The 15,668-nt window shown below is 72.8% G+C and carries 17 protein-coding genes; 15 read left to right on the forward strand and 2 right to left on the reverse strand.

Translation table 11 applies throughout. The annotated features are described in order from the left end of the window. Window positions 1-114: 114 nt before the first annotated feature. Window positions 115-1,293, reverse strand: a complete 1,179-nt coding sequence (locus ABTZ54_RS05075; protein WP_351657362.1) for a sensor histidine kinase — start codon at window positions 1,291-1,293, stop codon at window positions 115-117. A gap of 172 nt (window positions 1,294-1,465) precedes the next feature. Here ABTZ54_RS05075 and ABTZ54_RS05080 point away from each other — a divergent pair, with 172 nt between their 5' ends. The 14 genes from ABTZ54_RS05080 to ABTZ54_RS05145 all read left to right on the forward strand — a co-directional run bounded on the left by ABTZ54_RS05080 (window position 1,466) and on the right by ABTZ54_RS05145 (window position 14,127). Further along, window positions 1,466-1,858: an NADH-quinone oxidoreductase subunit A gene (locus tag ABTZ54_RS05080; protein WP_351657364.1), complete on the forward strand. Its 393-nt coding sequence runs from the start codon at window positions 1,466-1,468 to the stop codon at window positions 1,856-1,858. After that, window positions 1,849-2,421, forward strand: a complete 573-nt coding sequence (locus tag ABTZ54_RS05085) for an NADH-quinone oxidoreductase subunit B (RefSeq protein ID WP_351657365.1) — start codon at window positions 1,849-1,851, stop codon at window positions 2,419-2,421. Before ABTZ54_RS05080 ends, ABTZ54_RS05085 begins: the two co-directional genes overlap by 10 nt. Next, window positions 2,418-3,674, forward strand: a complete 1,257-nt coding sequence (locus ABTZ54_RS05090; RefSeq protein WP_351657367.1) for an NADH-quinone oxidoreductase subunit C — start codon at window positions 2,418-2,420, stop codon at window positions 3,672-3,674. Before ABTZ54_RS05085 ends, ABTZ54_RS05090 begins: the two co-directional genes overlap by 4 nt. Further along, on the forward strand, window positions 3,671-4,639 hold the full coding sequence (locus ABTZ54_RS05095) for a complex I subunit 1/NuoH family protein (RefSeq protein WP_351657369.1): 969 nt from the start codon (window positions 3,671-3,673) through the stop codon (window positions 4,637-4,639). The genes ABTZ54_RS05090 and ABTZ54_RS05095 overlap by 4 nt, the downstream gene beginning before the upstream one ends. Next, window positions 4,639-5,199, forward strand: a complete 561-nt coding sequence (locus ABTZ54_RS05100; RefSeq protein ID WP_351657371.1) for a NuoI/complex I 23 kDa subunit family protein — start codon at window positions 4,639-4,641, stop codon at window positions 5,197-5,199. The genes ABTZ54_RS05095 and ABTZ54_RS05100 overlap by 1 nt, the downstream gene beginning before the upstream one ends. Further along, complete coding sequence (locus tag ABTZ54_RS05105) at window positions 5,199-5,813, forward strand: NADH-quinone oxidoreductase subunit J family protein (RefSeq protein ID WP_351657757.1); 615 nt, start codon at window positions 5,199-5,201, stop codon at window positions 5,811-5,813. Before ABTZ54_RS05100 ends, ABTZ54_RS05105 begins: the two co-directional genes overlap by 1 nt. After that, entirely contained in the window at window positions 5,813-6,169 is a 357-nt protein-coding gene (gene nuoK / locus ABTZ54_RS05110) for an NADH-quinone oxidoreductase subunit NuoK (RefSeq protein ID WP_351657373.1), read from the forward strand. Before ABTZ54_RS05105 ends, nuoK begins: the two co-directional genes overlap by 1 nt. After that, on the forward strand, window positions 6,166-8,142 hold the full coding sequence (locus ABTZ54_RS05115) for an NADH-quinone oxidoreductase subunit 5 family protein (protein WP_351657375.1): 1,977 nt from the start codon (window positions 6,166-6,168) through the stop codon (window positions 8,140-8,142). Before nuoK ends, ABTZ54_RS05115 begins: the two co-directional genes overlap by 4 nt. 27 nt (window positions 8,143-8,169) lie before the next feature. Then, window positions 8,170-9,723, forward strand: coding sequence for a complex I subunit 4 family protein (locus ABTZ54_RS05120; RefSeq protein WP_351657759.1), 1,554 nt, complete (start codon window positions 8,170-8,172; stop codon window positions 9,721-9,723). Next, on the forward strand, window positions 9,720-11,210 hold the full coding sequence (locus ABTZ54_RS05125; protein WP_351657377.1) for an NADH-quinone oxidoreductase subunit N: 1,491 nt from the start codon (window positions 9,720-9,722) through the stop codon (window positions 11,208-11,210). Before ABTZ54_RS05120 ends, ABTZ54_RS05125 begins: the two co-directional genes overlap by 4 nt. Before the next feature lie 35 nt (window positions 11,211-11,245). Continuing rightward, window positions 11,246-11,695, forward strand: a complete 450-nt coding sequence (mscL, locus tag ABTZ54_RS05130; protein WP_351657379.1) for a large conductance mechanosensitive channel protein MscL — start codon at window positions 11,246-11,248, stop codon at window positions 11,693-11,695. 145 nt (window positions 11,696-11,840) lie between these two features. Continuing rightward, the gene (gene htpX / locus ABTZ54_RS05135) at window positions 11,841-12,704 is read left to right on the forward strand and encodes a zinc metalloprotease HtpX (protein ID WP_351657381.1); all 864 of its coding nucleotides are present in this window, start codon (window positions 11,841-11,843) and stop codon (window positions 12,702-12,704) included. Beyond that, the gene (locus tag ABTZ54_RS05140; protein WP_351657383.1) at window positions 12,701-13,102 is read left to right on the forward strand and encodes a YccF domain-containing protein; all 402 of its coding nucleotides are present in this window, start codon (window positions 12,701-12,703) and stop codon (window positions 13,100-13,102) included. The genes htpX and ABTZ54_RS05140 overlap by 4 nt, the downstream gene beginning before the upstream one ends. Then, the gene (locus ABTZ54_RS05145; RefSeq protein ID WP_351657385.1) at window positions 13,102-14,127 is read left to right on the forward strand and encodes a barstar family protein; all 1,026 of its coding nucleotides are present in this window, start codon (window positions 13,102-13,104) and stop codon (window positions 14,125-14,127) included. Before ABTZ54_RS05140 ends, ABTZ54_RS05145 begins: the two co-directional genes overlap by 1 nt. On the opposite strand, the gene ABTZ54_RS05150 is transcribed toward ABTZ54_RS05145, so the two are convergent. Further along, complete coding sequence (locus tag ABTZ54_RS05150) at window positions 14,108-15,337, reverse strand: APC family permease (protein ID WP_351657387.1); 1,230 nt, start codon at window positions 15,335-15,337, stop codon at window positions 14,108-14,110. The genes ABTZ54_RS05145 and ABTZ54_RS05150 overlap by 20 nt on opposite strands. A 57-nt stretch (window positions 15,338-15,394) precedes the next feature. On the opposite strand from ABTZ54_RS05150, the gene ABTZ54_RS05155 reads away from it, so the two are divergent. Further along, window positions 15,395-15,664, forward strand: coding sequence for a GlsB/YeaQ/YmgE family stress response membrane protein (locus ABTZ54_RS05155; protein ID WP_351657389.1), 270 nt, complete (start codon window positions 15,395-15,397; stop codon window positions 15,662-15,664). The last annotated feature ends 4 nt before the right edge of the window (window positions 15,665-15,668 follow it).

Below are 15,668 nucleotides of genomic sequence, written 5' to 3' on the forward strand. Positions count from 1 at the left end.
TCTCACGCGGTCGGTGGTCGCTTCCAGCCTCCCGGGAGGGAGGGGCGGGGACCATGAGGAGGGTCGGCGTCTATGGAGGGGGGTTTTCCCTACCGGGCGGACAAGGTGGGGGGCCTACCGCCCGCCCCCCGCCCCCCGATCCCGCCACGGAAGCTCCGCCGTCACCACCGTCGGGCCGCCCTCCGGCGAGTCCACGACGAAGACCCCGTCGACCGCGCCGAGCCGCTCCGCGAGCCCCGCCATGCCCGTACCGCCGCCGTCCAGGCGGGCCCCGCCCACGCCGTCGTCGCGGACCTGGATCATCAGGCGGTCCTCGGAGCGCCACAGCTCCACCGAGGCCGAACGGGCCCGGGCGTGCTTGGAGACGTTCTGGAGGAGTTCGGAGACGGTGAAGTACGCGATGCCCTCGATGGCCTCGGCCGGCCGGGCCGGCAGGTCGACGCCCACCTTCACGGGGACCGTGCAGCGCGCCGCGATGGCGGAGAGCGCCGCATCGAGGCCTCGGTCCGTCAGGACCGCCGGATGGATGCCCCGGGCCAGGTCGCGCAGTTCCTGAAGCGCCAGCTTCACCTCGCCGTGCGCCTCGTCGACCATCGCCGCCGCCCCGTCCGGGTCGTCCAGCAGCTTCTCCTTCGCCAGGCCGAGCCCCATCGCGAGCGCCACGAGCCGCGCCTGCGCGCCGTCGTGCAGATCGCGCTCGATCCGGCGCAGATCGGCGGCGGCCGTGTCCACGACGACCCCCCGGTCCGACTCCAGCTCCGCGATCCGCCGCTCCAGCTCGTCCGAGGGCGAGAGCAGCCCCCGCACCATGGCCCGGTCGACGTTCGCCAGCCCCCGCGCCAGGAACGACAGCACCGGCCACAGCAAGAACAGCGACACCACCGTCACCACGAACGTCACGATGCCCCACGGCAGCCGGACGAAGCCGTACAGCTGGCTCCGCCACGCCACCGGGTCCTTCAGCTGCGCCCACAGCCACCCGAAGAAGCCGCCCCGCCGCGGCAGCCGGCTCGGCTCCTCGACCCGCACGCCCAGCAGCTTCCGGGCCCGCGCCCGCTCCGCCCGCGCCATGCCGCGCGCCCCGGCGAGACCGAGCGCGAGCAGCGGCAGCCCGATCACGGTGACGGCGAGCCCGACACCCAGCGCGATCGTCACGACGGAGTAGGCGAAACCGGCCACCGCGCACGGCAGATCGGCGAGGAGGTGCGCCACCTCCTTCCAGGTGGACCGGCCGTACGCGAGGCGCGCGGGCGGCGGAGGGGCGTCGGTGCCGGTGGCGGTGTGGTCACTCATGGGGACAAGGCTGCCGCGCGGAGCCCCGGACACGCCATGGGGGAGGTCGGTGAAGAGGAGGGGGGATAACCCCACCGGAGCCCCCGCTCCGGCTGCTTACGGTCCCTTTAGCAGGGCCTAGACTCGCGTGCGTAAGCGAAATCTGGTGAGACACCGAGACCGAGGGGCGGACGTGCGGGAACCGACCGTTGTCGCGGCGGACTACTTTCAGACGTACTCCGTCGTCGGGCTGCTGGCCGTGGTCGGCGTGCTCTTCGTCGCCGTCGCGTTCGGCGCGGGCCGGCTGCTCCGGCCCGTCGTGCCGACGCCCGAGAAGCTGCTGACGTACGAGTGCGGCGTCGACCCGGTGGGCGAGGGCTGGGCCCACACCCAGGTCCGCTACTACGTCTACGCCTTCCTCTACGTCATCTTCGCGGTGGACTCGATCTTCCTCTTCCCCTGGGCCACGGTCTTCGCCGCCCCCGGCTACGGCGCGACGACGCTGGTCGAGATGTTCATCTTCCTCGGCTTCCTGGCCGTGGGACTGCTCTACGCGTACAAGAAGGGCGTCCTGGCATGGACGTAACACCCCTGCCGGCTCCCACGCTGGGCCCGCTCGCCCGGCTGGCCCCCGAGCCGATGAAGGTGGTCCTGAACTGGGGCCGCCGCTACAGCCTGTGGGTCTTCAACTTCGGCCTCGCCTGCTGCGCGATCGAGTTCATCGCCGCGTCGATGGCCCGCCACGACTTCATCCGGCTCGGCGTGATCCCCTTCGCGCCGGGCCCGCGCCAGGCCGACCTGATGATCGTCTCCGGCACCGTCACGGACAAGATGGCGCCCGCCGTCAAGCGCCTGTACGAGCAGATGCCGGAGCCGAAGTACGTCATCTCCTTCGGCGCCTGCTCGAACTGCGGCGGCCCGTACTGGGACTCGTACTCGGTCACCAAGGGCGTCGACCAGATCATCCCGGTCGACGTCTACGTACCGGGCTGCCCGCCGCGCCCGGAAGCCCTCCTCCAGGGGATCCTGAAGCTCCAGGAGAAGATCGCCCGCGAGAACCTCGGCGAGCGCTACGGCGCGGGCGAGCCCTCGGTCGGGCAGCTCACGAGCGGCCTGGTGCGGCCCCCGAAGCCGGGAGCCACGGCATGACGACCGCCGACCGGAACGCCTACGACACCCTCCCGGACGCGGTCACCGACCTCTTCGGCGAGGAGGCGACGGCGGAGCGGGCCTACGACCTGCTGACCGTCGACGTCCCGACCGGCTCGTGGATCGCCGCGCTGGAGATCGCCCGCGACAAGCTGGGCTGCACCTACTTCGACTGGCTCAGCGCGGTGGACGAGCCCGGCACGGGCTTCCGGATCTGCGCCCATGTCGCGTCCGTCGGCCCCGGCCACGTCCGCCGCCTCCTCCTCCGTACGACGGTCCCGCACGCGTCCCCGTCGCTCCCGTCCGCCGTCGCGGTGTACGCGGGAGCGGGCTGGCACGAGCGCGAGACGTACGAGATGTTCGGCGTGACCTTCACGGACCACCCGCACCTGGTCCACCTGCTCCTCCCGGAGAACTTCGAGGGCCACCCCCTGCGCAAGGACTTCGTCCTGGCCGCCCGCGTGGCCAAGGCCTGGCCCGGCGCCAAGGAACCGGGCGAGTCGCACGACCCCAACGCGCCCAAGCGCCGCCAGATGCTCCCCCCGGGCGTCCCCGACCCCAACGAATGGGGCCCCCTGAAGGGCCAACTCCCCCCGGCCCCCACCCGCCCCTCCCGCGCCGCCGCAGCCGACCGCCCGCCCCGCCGCACCCGCACGACCACCGAGGGCTCGGCCACCCAGCCACCCCCGGAGAGCTCACCGGACCCGTCGGCCCCGGTACGCCGTTCCCGCTCGGTCTCGGAGGGCTCAGCGAGCCAGGCAGCGGACCCGTCGGCTCCGGTACGCCGTTCCCGCTCGGCGTCGGAGGGCTCGGCGAGCCAGGCGGCGGACCCGTCGGCTCCCGTACGCCGTTCCCGCACGTCATCGGAGGGCTCGGCGAGCCAGGCAGCGGACCCGTCGGCTCCGGTCCGCCGGTCCCGCACGGCATCGGAAGGCTCGGCGAGCCAGACGCCGGACCCGTCCGCTCCGGTACGCCGTTCCCGCAGCGCGAGCGCGGGCTCGGCCAGCCAGCGCGCGGAGGCCCCGGCCGCCGCCGAGGCGGACACCGCCCCGGCCCCCGAGACACCGGCCGCGCCCCGCACCCGCAGCACGGACGCCCCGTGGCACCACGCCCGCCCGGCCTTCGACGAGACGCCCGAGGCGGACCAGGCCCCGGAGGACCAGGACCCGCCCGCCCAGGGCCCCGCCCCCGAGGGCGACCCCCACGACAACCCCGACAACCCCGACACCCCCGCCGGAGGCGATCCCGCGTGAACGACGTACTCGACGTCGCCCTCCGGCTGCTCGTCGTCTTCGCCGTCTTCCTCGTGCTGCCGCTCGTCGTCGGGCAGACCGAGCACAAGGTCATGGCGCACATGCAGGGCCGCCTCGGCCCCATGTACGCCGGCGGCTTCCACGGCTGGGCGCAGCTCGTCGCGGACGGCGTGAAGTTCGCGCAGAAGGAGGACGTCGTGCCGGCCGCCGCCGACCGGCGGATCTTCCAGCTCGCGCCGGCCGTCGCCCTCCTCCCGTACCTCCTGGTGCTCGTCGCGATCCCCATCGGACCGAGCGAGGGCGCCGTCGGCCAGGTCGTCGACGCGGGCATCTTCTTCGTGCTCGCGGTGATGGGCGTCGGCGTGCTCGGCAGCCTGATGGCGGGCTGGGCCTCGGCCAACAAGTTCTCGCTGCTCGGCGGCCTCCGCACCGCCGCCCAGCTGCTCGCGTACGAGCTGCCGATGCTGCTCGCCGCCGCGTCCGTCGCGATGGCGGCCGGCACCGTCTCGCTGCCCGGCATCCTGAACGCCTTCGAGTGGTGGTGGGTGCCCTGGCAGATCGTCGGCGCGCTCGTCTTCTTCACCGCGGGCCTCGCCGAACTCCAGCGCCCGCCGTTCGACATGCCCGTCGCCGACTCGGAGATCATCTTCGGCGCGTACACGGAGTACACCGGCCTCCGCTTCGCGCTGTTCCTGCTCGCCGAGTACGCGGGCATCGTCGTCCTGTGCGGTCTGACCACCGTCCTCTTCCTCGGCGGCTGGCACGGCCCGTGGGGCGCCGACGGCCTGGGCTGGGTCTGGACCCTGCTCAAGACCGCCGTCCTGGCCTTCGTCGTGATCTGGCTGCGCGTCTCGTACCCCCGGCTCCGCGAGGACCAGCTCCAGAAGCTGGCCTGGACCACCCTCGTACCCCTCGCTCTCGCGCAGATCGCGCTCACCGGCATCGTGAAGGTGGCGATCAGCTGATGTCCCCGATCCCCGGCTCCGGCCTCGCCAAGGGCCTCGCAGTCACCCTCCGCACGATGACCCGCAAGAGCGTCACCGCGCAGTACCCGGACGCCCAGCCCGAGCTGCCGCCCCGCACCCGCGGGGTCATCGGGCTGTTCGAGGAGAACTGCACGGTCTGCATGCTGTGCGCCCGCGAGTGCCCCGACTGGTGCATCTACATCGACTCCCACAAGGAGACGGTCCCCGCCGCCGCCCCGGGCGGCCGCGAGCGCAGCCGCAATGTCCTGGACCGCTTCGCGATCGACTTCTCCCTCTGCATGTACTGCGGTATCTGCATCGAGGTGTGCCCGTTCGACGCGCTGTTCTGGTCGCCCGAGTTCGAGTACGCGGAGACCGACATCCACGAGCTGACCCACGAGCGCGACAAGCTGCGCGAGTGGATGTGGACCGTCCCGGAGCCGCCCGCGCTCGACCCGCGCGCGGAGGAGCCGAAGGAGATCGCCGCGGCTCGCAAGGCGGCCGAGAAGGCGGCGGCACAGGCCGCGGCCGCCCAGGCCGCCGAGGGGGAGCAGCAGTGATCCTCGCCGTCCAGCACGCCCAGAACACCCATGGCTTCCTGTCGCCCACCGGCGTCGAGATCGCCTTCCTCCTCGTCGGCCTCGTCACCCTCGGCGCGGCCCTCGTCACCGTCACGACCAAGCAGCTCGTGCACGCCGCCCTGTGGCTGGTCGTGGCGCTCGGCGGCATCGCCGTCGAGTACCTGCTGCTGACCGCCGAGTTCATCGCCTGGGTCCAGGTGCTGATCTACGTCGGCTCGGTCGTCGTCCTCCTCCTCTTCGGGCTCATGCTCACCAAGGCCCCCATCGGCCGCTCCCCGGACTCCGACTCGGGCAACCGCTGGGTCGCCCTCGCCGTCGCGGTCACCGCCGCGACCGCCCTGGTCTGGGTGGTCGTCGACGCCTTCCGCACCACCTGGATCGAGCTCGACGGACCCGCGCAGGGCTCCACGGCCGTCACCGGCGAGTTCCTCTTCCGGCACTGGGTGCTGCCCTTCGAGGCGCTGTCGGTACTGCTGCTCGCCGCCCTGGTGGGCGCGATCGTCCTGTCGAAGCGCACGAGCGCCGACGAGAACGAGAACGGGACCGAGACCGAGACCGAGACCGAGACCGAGAACGAGGGGGAGCGGCACTGATGCACCTCGCCTACCCGGCCGTCCTGGCCGTCCTCCTCTTCTCCATCGGTCTGTACGGCGTGCTCGCCCGCCGCAACGCGATCCTGGTCCTGATGTCCGTCGAGCTCATGCTCAACGCCGTCAACCTCAACCTCGTCGCCTTCGACGTCTGGCTCCGGGACGCCCTGCACGCGGGGCAGGCCCTCACCCTCTTCACCATCGCCATCGCCGCCGCCGAGATCGGCATCGGTCTCGCCATCGTCCTGATGGTCTACCGCAACCGCGGCACCTCGGACGTCGACCGGCTCCGCGACACCAAGGAAACGCCGTCCGAGGACGAGCGGCCCGAAGACGAGAAGGCCGAGGCCATCGCGTGACCACCACGACCCTCGCCGTCCTGGTCCCCCTCCTCCCCTTCCTCGGCGCGGTCGCCGGCCTGTTCCTCGGCCGCGCCGCCCCCGGCTTCGTGCGCCCGCTCGCCGTGCTGCCGACGCTGGCCGCCGCCGTCCTCGCCGTCGTCGTGGCGTCCCGCCAGGGCGGCGGCAAGGCCATCGACGCCGCCACCCAGCTGACGCCCACCGGCTCGGTCCCGATCGACCTGGCCCTGCACATCGACGGCTTCGCCGCCCTCGTCGCCGTCCTGGTCGGCACCGTCGCCACCTGCGTGCAGGTCTACTCGACCGGCTACCTCCGCCACGACCCGCGCTACCCCTCGTACGCGGCACTGGTCTCCCTCTTCACCTCCGCGATGCTGCTCGTCGTCTACTCCGGCGACCTGATGGTGCTCCTGGTCGGCTGGGAGATCATGGGCATCTGCTCGTACTTCCTGGTCGGGCACTACTGGGAGACCCCGGAGGCCCGCTCGGCCTCCCTGAAGGCCTTCCTCGTCACCAAGCTGGGCGACGTCCCCTTCCTGTTCGGTCTCTTCGCCCTGGCCGCCGACGCGGGGACCTTCCGCATCACCGGCGTCCTCGGCGCGGTCGCGAGCGGCGGCCTCGACCACCCCACGCTGATCGCGCTGCTGCTCCTCGCGGGCGTGGCCGGCAAGTCCGCCCAGTTCCCGCTGCACACCTGGCTGCCCGACGCGATGGCCGGCCCCACCCCCGTCTCCGCGCTCATCCACGCGGCGACGATGGTCGCCGCCGGCATCTACTTCGTGGCCCGGCTCCTTCCCGTCTTCGCCGAGTCGGCCGCCGCGCTCGTCGTGCTCGCCGTGATGGCCGCCGTCACCATGGTCGGCTCGGCGCTCGCCGCGCTCGCCCAGGACGACATCAAGCGCGTCCTCGCCTACTCGACGATCGGCCAGCTCGGCTACATGTCCGGCGCCCTCGCCGTCGGCGACCGCGGGGCCGCCGTCTTCCACCTCCTGTCGCACGGCGCCTTCAAGGCGCTGCTCTTCCTCGCCGCGGGCGCGGTCATCCACGCCGCCGGCACCAACTCGCTCTCGGCCATGTCCCGGATGAGCGGGCTGACGAAGCGCATCCCGGACGCCTACTGGACGATGACCATCGGCCTGCTCGCGCTCGCCGCGATCCCGCCCTTCGCCGGCTTCTTCTCCAAGGAAGCCGTCCTCGTCGCCGCCGAGCACACCGCCACCGGCGAGTCGCCGATCGCCCCCGCCGGGGCCGGCTGGATCGTCCTCGTCGCCGGACTGCTCACCGCGCTGCTCACCGCCGCGTACGCGATGCGGCTGTGGCTGCTCGCCTTCCGCGGCCGAGGCACGGAGGCCCCGGACCACGGCAGGCAGCCGATCGCCATGAGCACCGTCCTGTGGGTGCTCGCCGTCCCCTCCCTCGGCTTCGGACTCACCGCCGGCTACCTCGACGACTGGTTCGACGGGCACCCGCTGACCCCGACCGTCACCACGGCCGTCCTCGGCACCGGTCTCGCCGTCGTCGGCGCGGCCGTGATGTACGCGGTCTGGTGGGCGCTCGCCGTGAAGCGCGCGGTCCCGGCCACCCAGGCTCACGTCGCCCACCCCGACGCCGAGGCCGGCCTGGTCGAGGCGGAGGCCCTGGACCTGCCGCACCCCGCGCGGGACCCGGCCGACCCCGGCCGCGCCCTGCTCGGCCCGCTGCACGGCCCGGCCGCCGACGGCTTCCACCTGGACGCCGTCTACCGGACCGTTTTCGTCCGCCCCGTGCTCGCCGCCGCCTCCCTGGTCCGCTTCCTGGACCGCGAGGTCGTCGACACCTACGTACGCGGCGCGGCCGACAGCGCCAAGGGCCTCGGCTGGCTCGCCCGCCGCGCCCAGACCGGCAACGTGCAGACCTACCTCAGCGCCCTGCTCGCCGGCTCCGTCGTCCTGGCGATCGTCGCCGTCGTCCTCGCCAACGTCGCCGGAGCGTGAGCCGTGATCGATATCAGCGAATCCGTGATGCAGTTCCTTCTCGCGTTGATCGTCGCCGGCCCGCTCGTCGGCGCCGCCGCCGCCCTCCTGCCGGCCCCGCCCGGACTGAAGGGGAAGTCGCCCGACCAGGCCGTGCTCCGCCACGGCGTCACCGTCACCGGCGTGATCCTGCTGGCCGCGATCGTCCTCGCGCTCGGCTTCGACCACGCCCACCCGTCGAAGATGCAGGCCACGACGGACGTCAGCTGGATCCACGCGCTCGGCGTGCGCATCCACCTCGGTGTCGACGGCATCTCGCTCCCCCTCCTGCTCCTGACCGCGCTGCTGACCTTCCTCTGCGCGCTGTACAGCTACTTCAAGCCGCCCACGGGCCCGTCACCCAAGGCGTTCGTCGCGCTGCTGCTCGTCCTGGAGTCCGGCACCCTCGCGACCTTCGCCGTCCTCGACCTGGTCCTGTTCTTCCTGGCCTTCGAGATGGTCCTCATCCCGATGTACTTCCTCATCGCCCGCTGGGGCGGCGAGGGGAGGCGCGCGGCCACCTGGAAGTTCATCCTCTACACCCTGCTCGGCTCCGTCGTCATGCTGCTCGGCATCCTCCTCATCGGCATCAAGGCGGGCACGTTCGACATGGTGGCACTGGCCACTGACAACGGCCGGGGCCTGACCACGTCCGTGCAGGTCATCGCCGTTCTCGCGATCGGTCTCGGGCTCGCGGTGAAGACCCCGATGTGGCCGCTGCACAGCTGGCTCCCGGACGCCCACACCGCCGCCCCGACCGTCGGCTCGGTCCTCCTCGCCGGCGTCCTGCTGAAGATGGGCACGTACGGGTTCGTCCGGATCGTGCTGCCGATCGCCCCCGACGGCATGCGGACCTTCGCCCCGTACCTGGCCGCCTTCGCCGTCGCCGGGATCATCTACGGATCGCTCGCCTGCCTCGCCCTCGTACGGCCCGGCAACAAGGGCGACCTCAAGCGCCTGATCGCCTACTCCTCCGTCGGCCACATGGGCTTCGTCCTGCTCGGCATCGCCACCATGACCCCCACCGGGGTCAACGGCGCCCTGTTCGCCAACATCGCCCACGGCCTCATCACCGGCCTGCTCTTCTTCCTGGTCGGCGCCGTCAAGGACCGCTACGGCACCGCCGACCTCGACACCCTCGCCGGGGCCACCGGCGCCGCCCTCTACGGCCGCGCCCCCCGCCTCGGCGCCCTGGTCGCCTTCGCCGCCGTCGCCTCCCTGGGCCTGCCGGGGCTCGCCGGGTTCTGGGGCGAGATGCTCGCCCTGTTCGGCGCCTTCGACCCGGCCGAGGGCCTCAGCCGGCCCGCCTTCCTCACCTTCATGGCGATCGGCGGCTTCGGCACCCTGCTCACCGCCGCCTATCTGCTCCTCGTCGTCCGCCGCGTCTGCATGGGCGGCCCCCGCCCGGCCGGCGAGGCGCCCGTCGCCGACGTCCAGGGGTACGAGGTCGCCGCCTGGAGCCCGCTCGTCGCCCTCACCGTCCTCGCCGGACTGTGGCCCGCGGTCCTCCTCGGCCTCACCGATCCGGCCGTCCAGCAGCTCCTCGCGGGAGGCACCCGATGACGTCGCTCGTCCAGTCCGTCGACTGGCTCACGATCGCGCCGCCCACCCTCACCGCGGTGGTCGCCGTCGGCGTCCTCGTCGCCGACCTCTTCGTCCCCGCCGCCCGCAAGCAGCTGCTCGGCTGGACCGCGATCGGCGGCCTGGCCGCCGCCCTCGCGCTGCTCGTCCCGCTGCGCGCCGGCGACCGCTCGACCTTCTGCCTCACCCCGGACGCGGCCGTGCGGGCGTGCAGCTACACCGCCGACGAGTTCACCCTCGTCATCCAGTTCCTGGTGCTCGGCGGCGCGCTCGTGACGGCGCTGCTCTCGCTCCCCGACACCCGGCGGAAGCTACCCGCGGGCGAGTACTGGTTCCTGCTGCTGTCCTCCGCCGCCGGTGCCGCCCTGCTGCCCGCAGCCCGGGACCTCGCGACCCTCGTCGTCGCCCTCGAAGTGGCCTCGCTGCCCGCCTTCGCGCTGGTCGGCATGCGGCGCGGCGACCGGATGTCCAGCGAGTCGGCGCTGAAGTTCTTCCTCTCCTCGGTCACCGCGACCGCCGTGACCCTGCTCGGCGTCAGCTTCGTCTACGCGGCGACCGGCACCCTCCACCTCACCGAGATCGCCGAGCGGCTCGGCGGGGTCCCGGGCCAGCTCCAGACCCTCGCCCAGGCGGGCGTGGTCCTCACCCTGGTCGGCTTCGCGTTCAAGACCGCCGCCGTGCCCTTCCACTTCTGGGTGCCCGACACCTACGTCGGCGCCCCGCTGCCGGTCGCCGCCTATCTGTCCGTGGTCGGCAAGGCCGTCGGCTTCACCGGCCTCATCCTGGTGACCGTCGTCGCCTTCCCCTCGTACGCGGACGTCTGGGGCCCCGCGCTCGCCGTCCTGGCCGCGCTCACCATGACGGTCGGCAACGTGGCCGCCCTGCGCCAGGTCTCCACGCGCGCGTGGAGCGCGGTACGGCTGCTCGCCTGGTCCTCCGTCGCCCAGGCCGGCTACCTCCTGGTGCCGATCGCCGCCGCCGCGTACTCCACCGACGACCAGGTCGGCGCGACCGTCGCGTACGCCCTGATGTACGCCGTCGTGAACCTCGGCGCCTTCGCCGTCGTCGTGCTCGTCGCCCGCAGCCACCCGAAGGTGCGGATCTCCGACTTCCGCGGCCTGTACGCGGAGCGGCCCGCCGCCGCCCTCGCGCTCGGCTTCTTCCTCCTGAATCTGGCCGGACTGCCCCCGGGTATCATCGGCCTCTTCGCCAAGGTGACCGTCTTCTCGGCCGCCGTCGACGCCGGCCTCGGCTGGCTCGCCGTGATCATGGGCGTCAACGTCGTGATCGCCCTCTACTACTACCTGCGGTGGACGGCGCTGCTCTTCCAGGCGCCGGAGGGGGCGGTCAAGCGGCTCGGGGCCCCCATCCCCGTCACCCTGGCCATCGCGCTGACCGCCGTCGCGGGCGTCGTGCTGTCGGGTTATCCGCAGGCCGCCCTCCGCTTCGCGGCGACCAGCCTCTTCTGATCCCCCCACGGAACAAACCCAAGGAGCAGTACCCCGTGCTGAACGGTTTCAAGGACTTCATACTTCGCGGGAACATCGTCTCGATGGCCATCGGTCTGGCCGTCGGTTCGGCGTTCACCGCCGTCGTGACCGGCTTCAGCAAGGCCTTCATCACCCCGCTCATCGGTCTGGCCACCGGCTCGGTCGGCGACTTCAGCGAGGCGAAGTTCACCCTCGGCAAGACCGTCTTCCCCTACGGCCTGGCCATCGCCGCCGCCATAGCGTTCGTGATCACCGCGGCCGTGCTCTACTTCCTGATCGTCGTCCCCATGGCGAAGGTCCAGGAGAAGTTCGCCAAGGAGGAGGCGGCCGACCCGAAGTCCGCGAAGCGCGACTGCCCCCGCTGCTTCACCGAGATCCCGGCCATCGCCTCCCGCTGCGCCCACTGCACCAGCGAGGTCGAGCCCACCTCCGTGCTCGCCGAGAAGATCCCGGCCGCCCGCTAGTCACCCGTACGGCCTACACGGCGCCCCCGGTCGACCGGGGAACCCGAGCTCCCCGCCTGGCGTTGACCAGGAGGGGAGGGTCCACTGGACGGTGGACCCCCATAGAGCAAAGGGTTCCCCTGCCGCACCACTTGGAGGGCGTACCGTGCACCGCCGGCACAACGGGCTGAGGACCGCCGTACTCCTCGGAGGGCTCTCCGCCCTCATCATCGTCATCGGCAGCTTCTTCGGGCGTACGGGCCTGATCGTCGCGCTCTTCGTGGCGATCGGCACCAACGCCTACGCGTACTGGAACAGCGACAAGCTGGCGCTCCGCGCCATGCGCGCCCGTCCCGTGAGCGAGTTCGAGGCCCCGGCCCTCTACAAGATGGTCCGGGAGCTCTCCACCCAGGCCCGCCAGCCGATGCCACGGCTCTACATCTCGCCCACCCAGGCACCCAACGCCTTCGCCACCGGCCGCAACCCGCGCAACGCGGCCGTCTGCTGCACCGAGGGCATCCTCGCCATCCTCGACGAGCGCGAGCTGCGCGGGGTCATCGGCCATGAGCTCAGCCATGTCTACAACCGGGACATCCTGATCTCCTCGGTCGCCGGAGCGCTCGCCTCGGTGATCATGTTCCTGGTGAACTTCGCCTGGCTGATCCCGATCGGCCGCTCCAACGACGACGACGGCCCCGGCCTGCTCGGCATGCTGCTGATCATGATCCTGGGCCCCATCGCCGCCTCCGTCATCCAGCTCGCCATCTCCCGCTCCCGCGAGTACGAGGCGGACGCCTCCGGCGCCCAGCTCACCGGCGACCCGCTCGCCCTCGCCAGCGCCCTGCGCAAGCTGGAGGCGGGCACCAAGCAGCTCCCGCTGCCGCCCGAGCCGAGGATCGAGACCGCGAGCCACATGATGATCGCGAACCCGTTCCGCCCGGGACAGGGCCTCTCGAAGATGTTCTCCACCCACCCGCCGATGGCCGAGCGCATCGCCCGGCTCGAACAGATGGCAGGTCGACGCCCGTGAAGACAATCCTGAACGTCATCTGGCTGGTCCTCTGCGGATTCTGGATGTTCCTCGGCTACATGCTGGCCGGCGTCCTGCTCTGCATCACGATCATCGGCATCCCCTTCGGCATCGCCGCCTTCCGGATCGGCCTCTACGCCCTGTGGCCCTTCGGGCACACGGTCGTCGACCGCCACGACGCGGGCGCGCCCTCCTGCGTGGGCAACGTGCTCTGGCTGATCCTCGCCGGCTGGTGGCTGGCCCTCGGCCACATCACCACCGGCATCGCGCTGTGCATCACGATCATCGGCATCCCGCTTGGCATCGCCAACTTCAAGATGGTGCCCATCTCGCTGATGCCGCTGGGCAAGGAGATCGTCCCCACGGACCAGGCCGTCTACGGCTACCCGGTCCGCTAGTGCAGAGCCCGAGATACGCGCTGCTGGCCGGCGCGGACGTGCTCGCCCTGTGCGCCGACGTCGACGGTCTCTTCGCCGAGCCCGCGCCGCCCGCCCGCGCCCACTACGAGCTGCGCGGCTGCGAGCCGCGCGGCCCCCTCGCCCGCGCCGTCACCCAGGCCGTCGTGGAGGGCACCGCCCCCCAGGGCGAGCTCTTCGTGCGCACCGCGGACGGCACCTTCGGCCTCCGGGACGTCCGCGTCCTCGGCATCCGCGGCGACGTCGTCACCGTGGAGGCCCGCACCCCGCCCCGCCGCGAGCGGGACCGGCGGGACGCCGTCGACTGCGCCCACCTGATACGGGTCTCCCCCCGGGAGCCGGAGACGGCGACGCACACCGAGGTGACCTTCCTCGGCTGCTCCCCGCGCGGTGCGCTGCGCGCCGCCGTGGAGACCGGCGCGCGGGAGCTCGCCGCCCCCGTGACCTACCAGCGCCTCGCCTCCGTGGGCACGGCCGCCTTCGGCGCCCGGGGCGCCCGGGTGACCGGCTGGGCGCCGTCCGCGCGCGACGCCCACGCGCGCGCCGGGCTGCTGGACGTGACCGTGCTCGTCGACCGCCGCGACCTGCGCCCGCCCGCCGTGGCGGACATCTGGGAGCTGTGGTGGTGGGAGCGCCCCGAGGAGCCCGGCACCTGGGCCCGCTTCCCCTCCGGGACCCGCGGCGCGTGGCTGGAGCAGGCCAGACGCCACTCCGGGACGCCGGACCCACCGGCCGACACGTACCACCTCGACGGGGTCCACGTCATCGACGCGGACTCCTTCTGGTGCGCCCTGGGGGAGGCCTTCCTGGGCCCCGGCGGCTATCTCGCCGAGGACCTCGACCAGCTGCGCCCGCCGTTCGCGGCGGGCACCACCCTGGTCTGGCACGACGCCGAGGTCGCCCGCACCTGCCTCGGTGTCGTCCCCCGGGCGCGGAACCGGCCGCCGACCTTCGAGGAGATCGTCATCGGCCTGGCCTGCTCGGGCGTCACGGTCGAGTTCGCCTGACGGCGCCCACGACGGCGTACGCGACCGTCCCCGCCGCCAGGACGCCCACCCCGGCGAGGACGGCGCCCATGGGCAGCGCGAAGGCCAGCACGCCGCAGCCCAGCAGCCCGAGCGCGGCGAGCGGCCGCTCGCGGGGGCCGAGCGTCCAGGCAGCGGCGTTGGCGATCCCGTAGTAGACGAGGACGCCGAACGACGAGAAGCCGATCGCGCCCCGCACGTCGGCCGTCGCCGCCACCAGGGCCACCACCACGCCCACCGCGAGCTCGGCGTGGTGCGGGACCTGGAAGCGGGGGTGGACGGCCGCGAGCGGGGCCGGCAGATAGCCGTCCCTGGCCATCGCGAGGGTGGTCCGGGAGACCCCCAGGATCAGCGAGAGCAGCGAGCCGAGGGCGGCGAGCACCGCGCCCATGGTGACGGCCGGCACGAGCCACTCCGCGCCCGCCGCCCGCGCGGTGTCGGCGAGCGGGGCGGCGGAGGCCGCGAGCCGGGGCGCGCCGAGGACGGAGAGGACGCCGACGGCGACGGCCGCGTAGACGACGAGCGCGATGCCCAGGGCGAGCGGCACGGCCCGGGGGATGGTCCTGGCCGGGTCGCGGACCTCCTCGCCGAGCGTCGCGATCCGCGCGTATCCGGCGAAGGCGAAGAAGAGCAGCCCCGCGGCCTGGAGCACCCCGCCGGTCGGGACGTCCCCGTCGAGCCCGAGCCGGCCGGACTCCCCGGCTCCGGCGGAGACCGTGACGACGGCGGCGAGCACGGCCAGGACGAGGGCCACGATCACCCGGGTGACGAGCGCCGACTTCCGCACGCCCCGGTAGTTCACGGCGGTCAGCGCGACCACGGCGGCGACCGCCACCGCGTGTGCCCGCTCCGGCCACAGGTAGCTGCCCACGGTGAGCGCCATGGCCGCGCAGGAGGCCGTCTTGCCGACGACGAAGGCCCAGCCGGCCAAGTACCCCCAGAACGGCCCCAGTCGCGCGCGCCCGTACACGTAGGTGCCGCCGGAGGCCGGGTAGCGGGCGGCGAGCCTGGCCGACGCCATGGCGTTGCAGTAGGCGACGACGGCGGCCGCCGCGAGCGCCGGGAGGAGGCCCGTGCCGGCCGCGTGGGCCGCCGGGCCGAGCGCCGCGAAGATCCCGGCGCCGATCATCGAGCCGAGCCCGATGACGACCGCGTCGAACACCCCGAGCGAGCGGCGCAGTTCCTGTGTCATGGGGCGCACCCTAGCCAGCGCGGCAACCGCCGGTGCCGACAGGGCGTCCTTCCTGGCATGAGCATCATCGGTTGGATCGTTCTCGGACTCCTCGCCGGAGTCATCGCCAAGATCCTGCTGCCCGGCCGCGATCCGGGTGGTGTGATCGGCACCACGCTGATCGGCGTCGTCGGCGCGTTCCTCGGCGGCTGGCTCTCGGCCCGCTTCCTGGACCGCCCGATCACCACGGACTTCTACGACGGCGCGACCTGGCTCTCGGCCATCGGCGGCTCTCTGGTGCTGCTGATCGCCTACCGGATCCTTTTCGGCCACTCGCGACAGCGCTGAACCG

It is taken from the genome of Streptomyces sp. NPDC094032 (assembly GCF_040303965.1).
Taxonomy (GTDB): Bacteria; Actinomycetota; Actinomycetes; order Streptomycetales; family Streptomycetaceae; genus Streptomyces.